We start from the raw sequence: 15236 nt of genomic DNA, 5'->3' as shown, positions 1-15236 counted from the left end.
TGGGTTTCAAGTTTTTTCAGTTGTTAACATTTACAAACCTACCTGCTGAAAATGCTTGTAATGGTCCCTTCCTCTGTTTTTATGAGCCAGGCCCGCAACACCATCAGCTTTCATCCTCTCCTTCAAGCGGATTACCTGGTGTTCACTTAAGCCCAGGACCTCAGCAGCCTGCCTGTTGGTAATCTTGCCTTTGACGGCCTGTTCAATCACAAACACCCTGCGCGACTCTTTAGCACTCAAAAAGATTTCTCCTCCCATAGTGACATTTTCTCAGTCCGCTTACAGGGTGACAATATCATAGTCCGGTGACATTATCAGGGCTATTGTATTGACAATAGCAATATGCAGACTTAAAATGGAAGTGGGTGTTGTCAGTGAAAATAAGCCGGTTTGAGTGGGACAAGTGGAATGCCGGGCACATCGAAGAAAGACACGGGCTTACCCCTGAAGAGGTTGAAGGAGTCTTTTCCGACCGTCCGGTGGTCCGCAGGGTCCGGGGTGGAAGGTTCGCCGCCTACGGACAGACGGAGGAAGGCCGTTACCTGACGGTGATTTTTCAAATCAAGCCCGGCGGTGTTATCCGCGTTGTCACTGCGAGGGACATGAACAGGTGGGAGCGCCGGTACTACCTGCAAAGGAGGCGAAATTAACAATGGCGAAAAGCCTTCCGGAGTTTAAAAACGAAAAAGAAGAGGCTGAATTCTGGGATACACACAATTCCCTGGACTACATTGAAAGCGATGAACCCGTTGAAATGGAGCTTGACCCCGAACTGGCGGCAAAAATCCGCGAGCGGGCACGGACCAAACAGGTGACCCTGCGCCTGCGGGTGTCCCAGATAGAGGCGGTAAAAGAGATAGCCAGGAGGAAGGATATCCCCTACCAGACCCTGATCCGGTCGTGGATCGCGGAAGCCATACGCCGGGAACAGGGCAGCGGGGCATAGTGAACCTCCCCCGGGACAAGCCCGGGGGAGGTTCACTACGGCCTGGGAATAATCACCACATCCTGTTCCGGTACCCCGGCACCCCGGGACACCAGTTCGGCAATGCGGGTGGCCTCCTCGGGGGAGATGCGGGCCGCCTGGACTACCACGGTGGCACCCCGGTCATCCAGACAGACGGCGGCATCCTTGAAGCCCTTGGCCCGGATTAGATTTTCCACCTCAACTTCCCGGGCCATGCTCTGGCTGATGGCCAGCAGCCGCTCCTGGGCGGTCCTGCGGGTTTCGGCCGCCGCCTGGGGGTTGCTGATAATTTCCCGGAGCAGTTCCAGCTGCTGGCCCCTGGTGCGCTCCCGGTCCAGGCGATACTCCACAAAAAAGGCCGCTCCATCCCGGGACACATCCTGAACCTGCCGGGGCGGCCCCGGCACAGTTCCCGCTGCTGTCCCCCGGGCGGCAGGCATATTATTTGCTGACACCGGTGCACCGTCATCCTGCCGTTTCATCTGCCCGGGAGCACCCTGCCAGCCCAGAACAAGCAATGTCAATCCCAGCAGGCCCAGCAAGAAGGCCAGAAGGATTCGTTTCTGGATCAGGATGGTATGCATTAAATCTCTCCCCTTTCCCGCGGTAATACCAGGATTTTTTGCGGTTCAATACCCAGGGCCACCTGCACGGCCTGGAAAAGCCGGGCCTTCACCAGGGGATCCCGGGCTCCATCGGCCACCACCAGCACTCCCGCCACCCGGGCGGCAATTTCCTGTTCCACCACCGGTATTTCCCCCTGGCCGGAACGGATTAAAACCAGCTGGTCGCTACCGGTATCTTCACTGGTTACCCTGGTCCCCCCCGCCTGGTCCTTTTCCTGGGTGGTTTTGCGCCCGGTGGTGGTGTTCACGGCATATTCCTCCCGGCTGGAACTGGCCAGGCGCACTGTTACCTCCACCTTACCGGCCCCCTCTACTTGTCCAAGCATTTCCCGCAGCTTTTCCTCCAGGGCTGCCTCCTGGCGGGCCATATTCGAGTCACCCGGTTGTTTGGCCAGGCTCTCCTGGGGGGGATGGTTCCCTTCATTCACCGGCGGTTTTCCTTTTGCCGGAAAGCTTACACTCCCCAAAAGGAGCAGGACTACCCCCAGGGCAACCAGGCCGCCCAGTACCCCGAGCTGGCGCCGCGTCATTTTCGGAGGGAGATCCCCTTCCTCCCGGTTTCCAAGAAATTTCTTCCATGCATCCCAGATAGACACCTTCACCGACCTCCCTAAGATTAACTCACCCAGTGCACCTTAACCTGTTCAGGCGAGAGATTATAGAAATTGGCTACCGTTTTGGCCAGCTGTCCCGCCGCCCTTTCCGCCTCCGGCCCTGGTTTCAAACCCGTAACATCATTCCCTGATAGACCCCGGCCGCCCACATCAATGGTTACCGGGTCCACTAAAGGGTCATCCCGCCCGGCCCCCTTTTCCCGGGTACCAGGGGAGGCCGCGGCCAGTAAAAGATGCACCTCCCGGATTTGTCCAAAACGCCTGTCCCGGGGATCACTATAAACCTCCACCTGTGCTTTTACCACCTGTACCTCCTTGTTTAAACCTGCCAGGGCGGCGATCTGGCGGGAGAGGCCCTGCCGGTACTCTTCCAGGGCTTTTTGCTGGTGCCCGTCTTTTAAACGCTGGCCGGCAGCCATAATATCCGTCAGATCCGGAACTCCTGGCGGAGTACCGGTTAAAGCCGGTTCCGGCAGGTCGTGCTGCCATTCCCCCCGCACCACCCCCCCTATAGCCTGCAAAACCACCACGATAATTAACAGCCCCATAACCATTTTCACATAGCGCCGCATGTCGCCGGCCGGCAGCAGCATTTCCAGAAAAACCGCCAGGACTACAATAATAATCAGGTTCTGGACCAGGTTGCGGACGAGTTCCACATCATCCCTCCCCCCTAACGCAGCATGACGGTAAGGTTGCCCACCCCTACCAGGATGGCAATGGCAAAGAAAAAGAGTAAGCCCACCGTGGCCACTGTGGCGAAGATGATGATTATGCTGTTGCCCAGGTCGGAAAGACAGGCCACCACCTGGGAATCGTCCACCGGTTGAATCAACGCCCCGGCCAGTTTATAAATAAAAGCCAGGGAAAAGAGCTTGACCAGCGGCAGGGTCATGATCATCACCACTGCCACCACACCGGCAATACCCAGGGCATTTTTAATCAGCAGGGAAGAACTGATCACTGCCTCCAGGGCATCGGAAAACATTCCTCCCACTACCGGGATGAAGGCGTCCAGGGAAAACTTGGCCGTGCGCAAGACCACTCCATCCCCTACAGCCCCGGCCACCCCCTGGATGGCTAAAAGGCCCAGGAAAACCGTCCCCATTATCCCTAAAAGCCCCACCGCTGCACCCCGCAACAGGCCGGCCAGGCCGGAAACCTTAAAGCGGGGGGAAAGGTGACTGGCCAGTCCCAGCACGGCGGAAAAGAAAACCAGGGGCAGAACCACGTTCTTGATCAGGGTTCCCAAAAAGGTGATGCTGACCAGAATCACGGGGTGAAAGATGGCCGCCGAGGCCACCCCGCCCAGGGCCACCAGCAGGGTGAGCAATACGGGCATCAAGGCCTGCATGAAGGTGACCATCTTGTCCACCACTTCCCTGCCGGTCTGCACCGCCAGGGCAAAGGAACCAATGGCAATAGTAACCAGCACCAGGTAGGTGACGGTATGGGTAAGTTGGCCGGTGGTCCCCCGGTCAAAGGCGGCGGTAAAATTTTGCAGTACCACGCATATTATGGCCAGGACGACCAGTTTGCCCAGGAGGGCGGAATTGGCCACCACCTCGCGAAACAAATAGGAAAGGAGGCTGCGAAAGAGTTCCCCGGCGCTCAAATCAATTTCTCCACGGATTAATTTCATGACCATTTCTTTAAAGTTAAACCCGGGAATGGCATCTTTAATTTCCGCATCCAGGGTGTTTATGTAATCCTCCACCCCGCTGATATCCAGTGCCTTTTGCACCGGCTCCAGGGAAGAAGTAGATTCCGGTAAATCCCCCGGTAAAGCCAGGGCGGCAGCGGGAAAGAATAACAATACCACACAGAACACGCAAAACCAGAAAGGCCGGAGCATCCCCTATCACCTCAGGGTACCAGTTTTAACAGGGACTGGAGCACGGCGATCATTATAGGCACTGCCAGGACAAGGATGAGCACCTTGGCCGCAAATTCAATTTTGGAGGCCACTGCCCCCTCACCGGCATCCCGGCAGATCTGGGCACCAAAATCGGCAATATAGGCTATGGCCACAATTTTGAGGATTGTCCCCAGGTAAACCATATTTAAATTGGCCCGGGTGGAAAGCTCCCTGAGCACGTCAATTACCGCGCCAATCTTGCCCAGGACCATCATGAAGAGGATAATCCCTGCAGCAATGCTTAAAAGCATGGCCATTTCCGGTTTGTTGTGCCGGATGGTTACCGCCAGTACCGCCGCCACTATCCCCAGGCCGACAATCTGCATGATCTCCACCGGTGCCACCCCTCTAAAACAACTTGAACACCGACCTTACCTGGTCAAAGAAACCGCCCAAAAGCTGCACCACCCAGATGAGCACAATACCCAGACCGCCCAGGGTAGCAATAACGGCATAATCCTCCTTTCCGGAATTTTTCAGGACGTAGTGGGCAACCCCGACGAGAATTCCAATGCCGATAATCTTAAAAATTAAACTGATATCGTAGCCCATATGGCTCCCCCCTTTTTCAATACAACATCAGAACCAGGGCCAACCCGCCGAGAAAGCCCAGGTAGTTCCAGAGCCTGACATAACGGGAGGCTTCTTCTTCAGCCCGCACCATTTCCACGCCCAGCTGCTCCATGGCCAGGTGCAGGTGTTTGCTCTGGTCCTGTACGCTGGAAATACCCAGGGCCGGACCCAGCTGCCGGAGAACGGCCAGATCGGAAGGCACCAGGGCGCTGGTGGGATAAAAGGCTTTCAGGGCGCTCTCCCAGGCCTCCCGCGCCGTACGGCCCGAGGGGGACAGGAGCTCTTCCCTGGCACGGTTAAACAGCAAAGCCACCCGCGGGCCCGCCCGCTCCGCCACCCGGCCCAGGGCTTCGGGCAGGGGAGTGGCGGTATAGGTGATCTCCGTTTCCAGCATCTTTAAGGCAGCCTGCAAACTGCGCAGGTCCCGCGGCCGCCGGGCATAATGCCCGGCCATGGTCATCCCTGCCCCGCCACCGGCCAGGAGGATCAGGGCACATCCAAGGATCTTCAGCATCACCTCACCCCCAGGGAACGCATGGTCTGACCATCCAGGATGTCCTCCACCGTACCCACACCCCGGGAACGACCCAAAAGGACAAAGCGCTGGATTACCTTAAGCTTGAAGAGATGCTGCAGGGCCGGCCGGGCGGCCAGTTCGGCCAGGGAAGCACCATGGACGGTAACCAGTACGCGCACTCCCGCATGGAACACTTCCTCCAGGGCGGCGATATCCTCGTCTCTCCCGATCTCGTCGGTGGCAATCACCTGGGGAGCCATGGAACGCAGCAGCATGATCATGCCTTCGGCCTTGGGGCAACCGTCCAGAACATCGGTACGCACCCCCACGTCCCGCTGCGGCACCCCCCGGTAGCAGCCGGCCAGCTCGGAACGCTCGTCAACCACTCCCACGGTCAGGCCGGGCAGGTCAAGCTCCGGCGCACCGTTGCTGAGCTGGCGGATGATATCCCGCAGCAGGGTGGTCTTCCCGCAGCGGGGTGGGGAAAAGATCAGCGTGTGATAAATGCTTTTCAGCCGGCGGTCAATGAGGTGCGGCAGGAGGGGGGTGGCCAGCCCAGGCACTTCCCGGGAAATACGGATGTTGAGGGAACTTATGTACTTTAAGGTTTTCACCCGCCCCCCTTCCATAACCGCCCGCCCGGCCAGGCCGACCCGGTGCCCGCCGGGAAGGGTGATGTACCCGTTGCGCAGTTCCTCTTCCAGGGCATAAAGGGATGAACCGGTAACGAGCTGGAGGGTACGTTCCAGGTCGCCGGCGCTGACCCGGTAGGCCTGTTCCGGGCTGCTCACCAGGTTTCCCTCCGGGCTGAGGAAGGCATCCTTGTGAACCAGTCCCAGGGCCAGGGGCCGCTCCTGGCGCAGGCGAATTTCCTCCAGCCGTTCCAGGACTTCCGGGGGCAGCCCGGCAATCAGATTGCGCAGCTGAACCGGTAGCACCGGCAACACTTCTTCCACGGGATGGCTTTTGCTGGATTTGACCGGTCGAAGCAAAGGCGCAGTGGCCATGGTTTGTCCCTCCTTCTTCAGTCCATAGATATTTGAAAGGACAAGTTTTTATACCCCAAAAAATTGTCAAAAAAAAGAACCCTCCACAACACGTGAAGGGTCCAAAAAATCCAGGTTTTATTCCAGCTCGTAGGGCCAGCCCTGAAGGCCGCCCTCCAGGAATTTTACGTCTTTGAAGCCGGCCCCGCTTAAAGTGCGCATGGCTTCATAGGCCCGCACGCCCAGGGCGCAAAGGGTAACGATTTCCTTGTCCCGGGGAATTTCGTCAATGCGGCGGCGCAGGTCGCCCAGGGTCACCAGCATCACCCGGTCGTCTTCAATGTGCCGGTAGTTGAATTGTTCCGGGGTGCGCACATCCAGCAGGATAAAATCGTCGCCCCGCTCCAGCTTTTCCTTGAGCTCCCGGGCAGTGATGGTCCGGGCCAGGCCGTCCACCTTATTGCGCACAATGTTGGCCGCGTGCTGAATCGCATCGATGGGGGTGCTGAAGGGCGGGGCATAACCCAGATCCACATCAAACAGGTCGTCAGCCGTAGCCCCGAAGTGCAAAGCCGTAGCCACCACGTCAATGCGTTTAATGGCGTCACCGCCACCAATGGCCTGGGCGCCCAGTAGTTTGCGGCTCTTTTTATCCACCACCAGTTTAATGAGCAGGTTGTCGTGACCGGGGTAGTAGTGGGTGCGGTCATGGGTGGCGTTGATGGCAGTAATTACATCGTAACCCAGATCCCGGGCCTGCTGCTCGCCCAGCCCGGTACGGCCTACGTTCCAGCCCAGAACTTTCAGCACTGACGTGCCCAGCACCCCCTTGAACTTGCTCTTCCGGCCGGCCACGTTGTCCCCCGCCACCCGGCCCTGGCGGTTGGCCGTGGAAGCCAGGGGAATATACACCTTGCGCCCGGAAACCAGGTGTAGGTTTTCCACGCAGTCTCCCACGGCGTAGATGTCCGGGTCGCTGGTCTGGAGGTATTCATTTACCGCAATAGCTCCCGTCTCGCCAATGGTGAGGCCGGCAGCCCGGGCCAGCTCCACATTGGGCCGCACCCCTACGGCCACAATAACCATCTGGGCATCCAGCGTACCGCCGTCGGTCACCACCCCGGTGACATGGCCCTCTTCATCTCCCTCCAGGCGCAAGACCTTCTTGCCCAGGTGGAATTCCACGCCTTCCTCTTCCAGGCGATAGGCCAGTACCGACGCCAGGTCGGGATCCAGCACCCCGGGCAAAATCTGCTCCTTGAGTTCTACCACCGAAACAAAGATCTTCCGCTTGAGCAGGGCCTCCATTGCCTCCATACCAATCAGGCCCGCCCCCACAATTACCGCCTCACTGACCCCTTCCAGCTGCTCCACAATCTGCCGGGCGTCATCGGGGTGATTGAGCCGGTGGACGCCCTTTAAATCCAGGCCGGGTATGGGGGGAACTACCGGGCTGGATCCCGTGGCCAGCACCAGCTTGTCATAGGGGATGGTGCAGGTTTCCCCGGTATCCAGGTTGGTCACCGTCACTTCCTTCTTCTGCCGGTCAATGGCCCTGGCCTCGGTACGGGTGAGCACTTTTACCCCTTTTTCGTTCATAAAATAGTGCTCGTCCCTGATTACTCCATAAGATGTACTGAATAACTGGTTAAAGTCCTTGATTTGACCGCCGACATAAAAGGGCATACCGCATCCGGCATAGGAAATAAGGCGGCCCCGTTCAATAATGGTGATCTCGGCATCCGGCATGAGCCGCCGGGCCCGGGCCGCCACCTTGGGGCCTGCCGCCACACCACCGATAATGACAATTTTGCTCATGGTGTCATCCGCCTCCCTTGAAATCTCTGGCCTATTGTAAACCCGCCTTTAGCCGGAAGTCAAGGGGTATGTCGTCCTCAGCTACCCTTAAATAGAAAAGGTTCCGGCATTACCGGAACCCTAAAGGTCATCGTCGTGCTCCACCTGCGTGCGCCCTTCAATCAGCTCGGGCTCATCGGCAGAGGCATAGGTGTCGTCATTAACGAAGACTACCTCATCGCAATTGGGACAGGTTACTTCAATTACGTCCTCGTCATCGACAATGTCCCGGTCAAAGCAAACGATTTCACCGCAGCGCGGGCATTCCACTTCCATGTAATCGTCATCATCCATGCCCGGGCGGCCGTCATAAATCTCGTCTTCCAGGGAGTAAAGATCTTCATCAATGCTTTCCAGGTAGTCCTCAAGCTGTTCCTGGGCCTCCTGCAGTTCGTTAAAGGAACTGGCAAAGTCACCGAGAACATCGATGATGCTTGAAAGCAACCGGCCCTCCTTACTTTCCTTTTCAAGGTCCATACCCGCGGAAAGGCCCTGCAGGTAAGCCACCCTGGATTTCAGGTCCTCCATTACAAAACCCCCCTTGGTTTGATGAGTACCCAACTGGACTGTTATAGTATTGCTCTTTTCCGGGGGTTTTAAACATATATTTCCTGGGGAACGGTTTTGCTGAACATTCACGCCCGCTTGATATATTGACCGGTGCGGGTGTCGATTTGCAAAACATCTCCCACTTCGATAAAGAAGGGAACCTGGACGACATATCCGGTTTCCAGGGTGGCCGGCTTGGAGCCTCCGGAGGCGGTGTCTCCCTTGATGCCCGGGGGCGTGTCCACCACTTTCAGCTCCACAAAGTTGGGTAAATCCACGCCAATTGACTTACCCTGGAACATGAGGAGGTTGATGGTCATATTTTCTTTCAAGAAGTTGATTGCATCGCCCAGCTGTTCCCTGGTCAGGGAAAACTGGTCAAAGGTTTCCATATCCATAAAGTTGTAGCTGGTCCCGTCATTGTAAAGGTACTGGACTTCCCGCCGCTCCACGTGGGCCCGGGGTATTTTTTCGCCGGCGTTAAAGGTCTTTTCAATTACCGCCCCGGTACGCAGGTTTTTGAGCTTTGACCGGACGAATGCCGCCCCTTTCCCCGGTTTGACGTGCTGGAACTCAATCACCTGGAACACTTCGCCGTCCAGGTCAATGGTTAATCCGGTTCGGAAGTCGTTGGTGGAAATCACCTTCAGCCAAACCTCCTTTAAAATATTTCATTAAACGGAAACACAGTTTTGCTGAATATTTACACGGGAACAACGGGCAGGGGGTCCTTCGGGGCACGGGTGAGGATACGGCACCCCTGTTCCTCCACCACCACCATATCCTCAATCCGTACGCCGCCCCATCCCGGAAGGTAAATGCCCGGTTCCACGGTGATGACCATGCCCGGCTGGAGCACAGTTTCATTCTTTTTAGAAACGGAAGGATCTTCGTGTACCGCCAGGCCCACGCCGTGGCCGGTGCTGTGGCCGAAGTTTTCCCCGTAACCGGCGGAGGCAATCACTTCCCGGGCCGCCCGGTCAACCTCACAGGCCTTCACACCGGCCCGCACGGCCGCCAGAGCGGCCCGCTGGGCGGCCAGCACCAGGCGATAGATTTCCTCCTGACGGGGAGCAGGAGAGCCCACCACCACCGTGCGGGTGAGATCGGAATTATAGCCCCGGTACAGGCAGCCGAAGTCCATGGTGACCAGATCCCCCTCGCAAATGACCCGGTGGGAAGCCACACCATGGGGCAGAGCTCCCCGTGGGCCGGAAGCTACAATAGTATCAAAAGCGCTTTTACGGGCACCCAGGCGGCGCATAAAACATTCCAGCTCCACGGCCACATCCCATTCGGTAACCCCGGGTTTCAGGTAGTCAAGGATATGCTCAAAAGCCCGGTCGGCCAGAGCCACCGCCCGGGACAGAAGTTCAATTTCCCCGGGGTCCTTGACCTGCCTTAATTCCTCGATCAGACCGTAGAGGGGGGTGACCGGGATGTTTTCCAGCTTCTCCTGGAGGGTGACTACCTGTTTATAAGTAAGGAAATCTCCTTCACAACCCAGCCGGCTGACCCCCCACTGGGGTAGTTTTTCAGCCAGTGCATCATAAAGGGATTCCTTAAACCCTACCACCTGACAAAGGGGGCACTGTTCCCGCGCCTGCTCAAAATAGCGGAAATCGGCCAGAAAATAAACCTGCCGGGGAGTAACCACCAGGGCACCGGCGGAACCGGTAAAGCCACTTAAGTAAAACCGGTTTTCCGGGCGCATCACCAAAAAGGCGTCCACATTTTCTTGAGCAAGCCTGGCCAGCAGACGTTCAATCCTACCCTGCACGTCCATGCCCCCTGCTTCGTGCCAGCTCCACCGCGGCCCTGAGGGCCAACCGGTAACCGAGCACACCCAGGCCGCTGATTTGACCGGCGGCTACCGGGGCAATTACTGAATGGTGGCGGAATTCTTCCCGGGCATAGATATTGGAAAGATGCACTTCGATTACCGGCAAGCCAGTGGCGGCCACCGCATCCCGCAAGGCCAGGCTGTAATGGGTATAGGCACCGGGGTTAAAAACCACCGCATCCTCTTTACCCACTGCCCGGTGGAGCCTGTCCACCAGTTCGCCTTCGTGGTTGGACTGGTAAAAGGTTACCTCCACCCCCAGTTCCCCGGCCAGCTGTTCAAGGGAAGCATTGATCTCGTCCAGGGTAAGGGCGCCGTAAACCTGGGGTTCCCGGCGCCCTAATAAATTTAGATTGGGACCATTTAGAACCAGTATTTTCACCCGGAGCACCGTCCTGCCAGAAGAGGATCGCAAAAAAAATTTTACCATAACCCAGAATAATTGCAAAGCCTGTTGTTAGTGGCCGCTGATGGACATTCCGGCCACCCTGATGGCCGGTGCCCCCCGCCCCCCAAAAAAGGTCAGATTACTGGCTACGCCATCCACCTGCTTGAGTAAATCAAGAAGATTGCCGGCTATGGCTACGCCCCGTACAGGACGGGTAAGCTGCCCGTTTTCAATTAAAATCCCCGCCGCGCCTACGGAAAAATCGCCGGAAATGGGGTTGGCCGTGTGCATCCCCAATACTTCGGTTACATACAGTCCCTGTTGCGTGTCGCGGATGAGGTCCTCCGGGGAAATGGTTCCCGGCTGGATGAAAAAGTTGGTCGTCCCCACTTCCGGGGGGCTTTTAAAGGAGCCGCGCACCCCGTTGCCGGTGGATTTGACGCCGTCTCTGGCGGCAGTGTAAGTATTATGCAGAAAGCCGCGCAAAATTCCGCCTTCAATCAAGACCGTACGGCCTGTGGGCACGCCTTCGCCGTCAAAAGGAGCGGAAGCAATACCCCCGGCCAGGGCGCCGTCGTCAATGATGTTCACCAGCGGGGAGGCCACCTCCTGCCCCACCTTACCGGCAAAGGGCGACCGGTTCTTCTGCACCGCTTCGGCAGTAAGCCCGGGACCCAGAAGGCCCAAAAAGCCCGTGACCACGTAGGGCTCCAGGATTACCGCCGCCCGCCGGGTGCTCACCGGTTTGGCCCCGAGCATGCGTACGGCCCGCTCTGCGGCTTCCCGCCCTACTTTGACGGGATTCAACTGATCATACTGCAGGCGGTAATCCATGGCAAAGCCCGTCTGGCTGTCGTTGTTTTCTTCAGCGACCAGCGACATATAAAGGCCGCAGTAAGCGCTCCGGTAAGTGGCCTCAATGCCCCGGCTGTTGACCAGGGTAACCTCTACTTCAGCGTCATGGTAGGCGGCACTTTCAATAATTTTAACCCGGGGATCAAAATCCCGGGCCGCCCTTTCCATGGCCCGGGCCAGCTCGATTTTTTCTTCCACGGTGGCCTTCCGGATGGCCGGGTCATAGAGGTCCAGTTCGGGGTAGGCGGAAGCGGGTTCTGGCAGCACCCGGTAAGGATCGGGGGCCGCACTGGCGGCATTGCTTACCGCCTGGCGCACAATATCTTCCACAGCCGTTCTGGTAAGGTCGGTGGTAAAGGCAAATCCGGCACTGTTGCCGACCATCACCCGCAGGCCCAGACCACGATCCTGCGCCAGTTTCATGGTTTCTACCTGCCCGTCCCGTACTTCAACGACCAGTTCCTTGCCGGCATTCAGGTAGGCTTCAACCTGGCCGGCCCCCAGGCTGGCGGCCCGCTGCAGGGCAAACCGGGCAATTTCCAGAAAGTCGGCCAACGCAAATCCCACTCCTTTCCACGTCAACATAAGTATTATTCAATAACCGCCAGCCTATTCCTTTAGAGCCCAACAAAAAAACTGCCTGCCGGCAGCTAGTGTACATAAAGATTGGTGGTGAGAGCAAATATACCTCTTGGGGATACCGGGGCAAGTTCCTGTACTGAAGCTTCCACTATGGTGGTGGGGTCCAGCATGGCCAGAATGGCCACCCGTTCTCCGGTGCTCTGTTTGGTGTAAAAACCCAGAATGCAAAACTGCATATCTTCCCCACATACCTTGCGGGTCACAATATCACCAATTTTCATGCAGCCTACCCCCCGGATAAGGCCTAAAGTAAGTGTTCAGTTAACCCGCTTAAGGAACGGCGGTTTTACTGAACTTTTACGGCCTAAAGTAAGCTTACTCCCTTTTCTTTTGTTACCATATGCCGTTGTTTACAGAGGTGTGTATTCCTTTTCTTGAATAAGACGGTGGAAAGAGGAACAAACTAGAAACAAGCCCCGCCAGTAATCAGGAAAGGAGTGTTAAAATTGGATATTCGCCAGGTAAGCACGGACTGGGATAACTGGAAACGTTTTCTCGGCCAGGCGGTGGAATTTGCGGAGGAGCTGGGCATTTCCCGGGAGCGCATTGTAAATCTGGCCCAGCAGGCCGGTCAGGTGCTGGCCGATCACGTACCCCCGGCCAACCCGGAACAAAAAGTGCTGAAAGAGTTATGGCAGGTGGCCGACCAGCAGGAAAAACAGGTCATCGCCAACCTGATGACCAGGCTGGTTTCGGAGCGGCCGGGAAATTATACCGCGTTTTAAGAACAATTCAAGCGGAAAGATAAAACGTTAAAAGGCGGGGTCCGGCAGTGGACCCTGCCTTTTGTTAAATCAAACCCAATTCTTTCAAACAGTCAATAACTGAAGGAAGAGGATCCTGCCACAGCCAGTTCACCTGCAGCCAGAAGCCGGGGATGACCTCCGAACGATAGATCCCCTCTTCGTTTGGATGAATTGTGCGGTAGCGCCCTTCTTCAGCCAGCCTGTAAAATTCCGCCTGCCGCCTGTCCGGGTCAATAAGCCAGTATTCTTTAACACCTGCAGCCTCATATTCCACATACTTTTCCCCCCGGTCCCGGGCCAGGCTTTCCGGAGAGGTTATTTCAACTATCAGATCGGGAGGCCCGTCCATGTACGTTTCCTTTAAAAAGGGCAGCTTTTCGTTGCTCACATAGAGGATATCCGGCTCCCGGCCCCGGCGCAGCATTTCGGGCAGGCGCACCAAAAAGGGGGCAGACAATACTTCACCGAGGCTATGCTTACTGACAAATACCTCCAGCAAGAACAAGAGAAATTTATATATCCTCTGATGTTTTCTGGCTGCCGGCGTCAATACAACGACCTCCCCATCCACCCACTCCGCCCAGGTATCTTCATCGCACCAGGCCAAAAACTCCTCAAAGGTGATCTTGCCTTCCGGCAGGGGCCTGGTTTCATAAACTGCTGCCGTTTCTTTTAGGCGGCTCATTATCGTCCCCCCTTAACTGTGACCGCCGGCCCCTACAGGCGCCGGATCTTACCGTTGGCCCGGCCGTGGCTTGTGCCGCCCACGATGAGCTCCTTGATGGCCATGGTGGGCTGGGCGTCGCTCACCGGCACCCCCTGCCCGTCCTTGCCGCAGGTACCGATGGTGAAGCCCAGATCTCTGCCGATCATTTCCACAATCCGCAGCACTTCGGGGCCATTGCCCGTTAAGGTTGCTCCCCGTACCATGGGGCCCACTTCCCCGTCCTGAATCAGGTACCCCTCGGCCACGTCAAAAACAAAATCCCCGGTGGTGGTATTCACCTGGCCGCCGCCCATTTTCTTCACCAGAAGACCATTTTTTGTCTCCCTGATGATCTTTTCCGGGTCCATCCTGCCCGGGGCTATGTAGGTATTGCCCATGCGGGGGATGGGTTTGTGCTGGTAGGACTCCCGGCGGCCGTGGCCGTTGGATGCTTTCCCTTCCCGCGAAGCGGTGAGCCGGTCGTACATGTAGTCCGTAAGCTCGCCTTTTTCAATCAGGGTTACTTTCCGGGCCGGCACCCCCTCGTCGTCAAAGCGGTAAGAACCATAATGGCCGGCCATGCCGGCGTCATCGATAACGGTAACAAAGTCGGCAGCCACCTTTTGCCCCTTTTTGCCGGCATAAACCGAAAGCTTCTTCTGAACCAGATCAGCCTCCAGGCCGTGGCCGCAGGCTTCGTGAACCATGGTCCCTCCGGCCTCCCCGGCCATCACCACGGGCATTTTACCGGTGGGGGCTGGCTGCGCCTTTAGCATCTCCACGGCCCGCCGGGCCGCGATTTCCGCCACCGACTCGGGGCGGTAACGCTCCAGCAGCTCAAAGCCGGTCAGGCCGCCCACGGCCTCGTAACCCGTTTGAATGGTCGGCCCCTCGGCAGCCACCACCTGCACCATCAGGCGGGTGCGGATGCGCTCGTCTTCCACATATTCACCGGCGCTGTTGGCAATGACTACCTTCTGGACCACGTCCCCGTAGCCCACCATTACCTGCTTAATTTTCTCCACATCCACAGCCCGGGCGGCCCGGTCGGCGGCCTGGACCGCCTCCACCTTGCGTTCCGGCTTGACCGCATCGGGACGCTCTACCACGGGAAAATCCACCAGTGGCCGCACCCGGCGCAGGTCCAGGTGGTAGTCTTTTTTCTCCCCCCGGGAAGCATGACTGACAATGCGGGCGGCCTCGAGGAGGCCTTCCCGGCTCAGGTCGTTGGTATAAGCATAGGCCGTGGAATCACCGTTAATCACGCGGATGCCGGCACCCATATCTATGCCCGAATGAACCCGCTCGATCTTGCCGCCTTCAAGGCCGACACCCGTAGCCCGCTTGTGCTCGACAAAAATATCGGCAAAATCTCCCCCGCTGGCCAGGGCGAGATCCAGAACTTCCTTTAACAACTGTTCATCGACCAAAAAGAATCACCTCTTGGCG

Annotated in this window: 21 protein-coding genes; 3 read left to right on the top strand and 18 right to left on the bottom strand. The window is 57.3% G+C overall.

Features of this window, described 5'->3' with window-relative positions; genetic code table 11:
- Positions 1-30: 30 nt before the first annotated feature.
- On the bottom strand, positions 31-240 hold the full coding sequence (locus G7K71_RS12750) for a helix-turn-helix domain-containing protein (protein ID WP_166346953.1): 210 nt from the start codon (positions 238-240) through the stop codon (positions 31-33).
- A 134-nt stretch (positions 241-374) separates the two neighbouring features.
- Here G7K71_RS12750 and G7K71_RS12745 point away from each other — a divergent pair, with 134 nt between their 5' ends.
- Both G7K71_RS12745 and G7K71_RS12740 read left to right on the top strand, forming a co-directional pair.
- Positions 375-650, top strand: coding sequence for a BrnT family toxin (locus tag G7K71_RS12745; RefSeq protein WP_313884982.1), 276 nt, complete (start codon positions 375-377; stop codon positions 648-650).
- 2 nt (positions 651-652) lie between these two features.
- Positions 653-946, top strand: coding sequence for a CopG family antitoxin (locus G7K71_RS12740; protein WP_013823022.1), 294 nt, complete (start codon positions 653-655; stop codon positions 944-946).
- Between the two features lie 35 nt (positions 947-981).
- On the opposite strand, the gene G7K71_RS12735 is transcribed toward G7K71_RS12740, so the two are convergent.
- The 15 genes from G7K71_RS12735 to G7K71_RS12665 all read right to left on the bottom strand — a co-directional run bounded on the left by G7K71_RS12735 (position 982) and on the right by G7K71_RS12665 (position 12556).
- Positions 982-1551, bottom strand: coding sequence for a SpoIIIAH-like family protein (locus G7K71_RS12735; RefSeq protein WP_166346950.1), 570 nt, complete (start codon positions 1549-1551; stop codon positions 982-984).
- A complete protein-coding gene (locus tag G7K71_RS12730; protein WP_166346947.1) occupies positions 1551-2189 on the bottom strand; it encodes a hypothetical protein in 639 nt (212 codons plus the stop codon). The genes G7K71_RS12735 and G7K71_RS12730 overlap by 1 nt, the downstream gene beginning before the upstream one ends.
- Positions 2190-2209: 20 nt before the next feature.
- A complete protein-coding gene (gene spoIIIAF / locus G7K71_RS12725; protein ID WP_166346944.1) occupies positions 2210-2866 on the bottom strand; it encodes a stage III sporulation protein AF in 657 nt (218 codons plus the stop codon).
- Between the two features lie 14 nt (positions 2867-2880).
- On the bottom strand, positions 2881-4062 hold the full coding sequence (spoIIIAE, locus tag G7K71_RS12720) for a stage III sporulation protein AE (RefSeq protein WP_166346941.1): 1182 nt from the start codon (positions 4060-4062) through the stop codon (positions 2881-2883).
- Between the two features lie 11 nt (positions 4063-4073).
- Entirely contained in the window at positions 4074-4460 is a 387-nt protein-coding gene (spoIIIAD, locus tag G7K71_RS12715; protein WP_041282882.1) for a stage III sporulation protein AD, read from the bottom strand.
- A gap of 13 nt (positions 4461-4473) precedes the next feature.
- Positions 4474-4677: a stage III sporulation protein AC gene (gene spoIIIAC, locus G7K71_RS12710; protein ID WP_013823032.1), complete on the bottom strand. Its 204-nt coding sequence runs from the start codon at positions 4675-4677 to the stop codon at positions 4474-4476.
- Positions 4678-4693: 16 nt separating this feature from the next.
- A complete protein-coding gene (gene spoIIIAB, locus G7K71_RS12705; protein ID WP_013823033.1) occupies positions 4694-5212 on the bottom strand; it encodes a stage III sporulation protein SpoIIIAB in 519 nt (172 codons plus the stop codon).
- Positions 5212-6222, bottom strand: coding sequence for a stage III sporulation protein AA (gene spoIIIAA / locus G7K71_RS12700; RefSeq protein WP_166346938.1), 1011 nt, complete (start codon positions 6220-6222; stop codon positions 5212-5214). The genes spoIIIAB and spoIIIAA overlap by 1 nt, the downstream gene beginning before the upstream one ends.
- 117 nt (positions 6223-6339) lie before the next feature.
- Positions 6340-8019 (bottom strand): FAD-dependent oxidoreductase, encoded by a 1680-nt coding sequence (locus G7K71_RS12695; RefSeq protein ID WP_166346935.1) that lies wholly within the window; start codon positions 8017-8019, stop codon positions 6340-6342.
- 120 nt (positions 8020-8139) lie between these two features.
- Positions 8140-8586: a CD1247 N-terminal domain-containing protein gene (locus tag G7K71_RS12690; RefSeq protein WP_166346932.1), complete on the bottom strand. Its 447-nt coding sequence runs from the start codon at positions 8584-8586 to the stop codon at positions 8140-8142.
- 107 nt (positions 8587-8693) lie between these two features.
- Positions 8694-9251 (bottom strand): elongation factor P, encoded by a 558-nt coding sequence (gene efp / locus G7K71_RS12685; protein ID WP_166346929.1) that lies wholly within the window; start codon positions 9249-9251, stop codon positions 8694-8696.
- Between the two features lie 59 nt (positions 9252-9310).
- The gene (locus G7K71_RS12680) at positions 9311-10393 is read right to left on the bottom strand and encodes a Xaa-Pro peptidase family protein (protein ID WP_207712909.1); all 1083 of its coding nucleotides are present in this window, start codon (positions 10391-10393) and stop codon (positions 9311-9313) included.
- Positions 10377-10832, bottom strand: coding sequence for a type II 3-dehydroquinate dehydratase (aroQ, locus tag G7K71_RS12675; RefSeq protein ID WP_166346923.1), 456 nt, complete (start codon positions 10830-10832; stop codon positions 10377-10379). The genes G7K71_RS12680 and aroQ overlap by 17 nt, the downstream gene beginning before the upstream one ends.
- 75 nt (positions 10833-10907) lie before the next feature.
- Positions 10908-12278 carry a TldD/PmbA family protein gene (locus tag G7K71_RS12670; RefSeq protein ID WP_166346920.1) on the bottom strand — a complete coding sequence of 457 codons (1371 nt, stop codon included), beginning with the start codon at positions 12276-12278 and terminating at the stop codon, positions 10908-10910.
- Positions 12279-12343: 65 nt separating this feature from the next.
- A complete protein-coding gene (locus G7K71_RS12665) occupies positions 12344-12556 on the bottom strand; it encodes a hypothetical protein (protein WP_013823041.1) in 213 nt (70 codons plus the stop codon).
- A gap of 225 nt (positions 12557-12781) precedes the next feature.
- Here G7K71_RS12665 and G7K71_RS12660 point away from each other — a divergent pair, with 225 nt between their 5' ends.
- Positions 12782-13060 (top strand): DUF3243 domain-containing protein, encoded by a 279-nt coding sequence (locus G7K71_RS12660; protein WP_013823042.1) that lies wholly within the window; start codon positions 12782-12784, stop codon positions 13058-13060.
- 64 nt (positions 13061-13124) lie between these two features.
- Here the strand turns inward: G7K71_RS12660 and G7K71_RS12655 are convergent, their stop codons facing one another.
- Both G7K71_RS12655 and G7K71_RS12650 read right to left on the bottom strand, forming a co-directional pair.
- Positions 13125-13766 carry a Uma2 family endonuclease gene (locus G7K71_RS12655; protein WP_166346917.1) on the bottom strand — a complete coding sequence of 214 codons (642 nt, stop codon included), beginning with the start codon at positions 13764-13766 and terminating at the stop codon, positions 13125-13127.
- A gap of 32 nt (positions 13767-13798) precedes the next feature.
- Positions 13799-15217: a TldD/PmbA family protein gene (locus tag G7K71_RS12650; RefSeq protein WP_166346914.1), complete on the bottom strand. Its 1419-nt coding sequence runs from the start codon at positions 15215-15217 to the stop codon at positions 13799-13801.
- Positions 15218-15236: the final 19 nt, after the last annotated feature.

The organism is Desulfofundulus sp. TPOSR (assembly GCF_011393055.1).
GTDB classification, from domain to species: Bacteria; Bacillota; Desulfotomaculia; order Desulfotomaculales; family Desulfovirgulaceae; genus Desulfofundulus; species Desulfofundulus kuznetsovii.
The sequence above is the reverse complement of the archived record's forward strand: the minus strand, read 5'-3'. Positions and strand labels throughout refer to the sequence as shown.

Excerpts from the sequence above, each read along its gene's own strand:
- G7K71_RS12740 (WP_013823022.1), top strand. The coding sequence starts at position 653 with ATGGCGAAAAGCCTTCCGGAGTTTAAAAACGAAAAAGAAGAGGCTGAA.
- G7K71_RS12735 (WP_166346950.1), bottom strand. The coding sequence starts at position 1,551 with ATGCATACCATCCTGATCCAGAAACGAATCCTTCTGGCCTTCTTGCTG.
- spoIIIAE (WP_166346941.1), bottom strand. The coding sequence starts at position 4,062 with ATGCTCCGGCCTTTCTGGTTTTGCGTGTTCTGTGTGGTATTGTTATTC.
- spoIIIAC (WP_013823032.1), bottom strand. The coding sequence starts at position 4,677 with ATGGGCTACGATATCAGTTTAATTTTTAAGATTATCGGCATTGGAATT.
- spoIIIAB (WP_013823033.1), bottom strand. The coding sequence starts at position 5,212 with ATGCTGAAGATCCTTGGATGTGCCCTGATCCTCCTGGCCGGTGGCGGG.
- spoIIIAA (WP_166346938.1), bottom strand. The coding sequence starts at position 6,222 with ATGGCCACTGCGCCTTTGCTTCGACCGGTCAAATCCAGCAAAAGCCAT.
- G7K71_RS12695 (WP_166346935.1), bottom strand. The coding sequence starts at position 8,019 with ATGAGCAAAATTGTCATTATCGGTGGTGTGGCGGCAGGCCCCAAGGTG.
- G7K71_RS12690 (WP_166346932.1), bottom strand. The coding sequence starts at position 8,586 with ATGGAGGACCTGAAATCCAGGGTGGCTTACCTGCAGGGCCTTTCCGCG.
- G7K71_RS12680 (WP_207712909.1), bottom strand. The coding sequence starts at position 10,393 with ATGGACGTGCAGGGTAGGATTGAACGTCTGCTGGCCAGGCTTGCTCAA.
- G7K71_RS12670 (WP_166346920.1), bottom strand. The coding sequence starts at position 12,278 with ATGTTGACGTGGAAAGGAGTGGGATTTGCGTTGGCCGACTTTCTGGAA.
- G7K71_RS12665 (WP_013823041.1), bottom strand. The coding sequence starts at position 12,556 with ATGAAAATTGGTGATATTGTGACCCGCAAGGTATGTGGGGAAGATATG.
- G7K71_RS12655 (WP_166346917.1), bottom strand. The coding sequence starts at position 13,766 with ATGAGCCGCCTAAAAGAAACGGCAGCAGTTTATGAAACCAGGCCCCTG.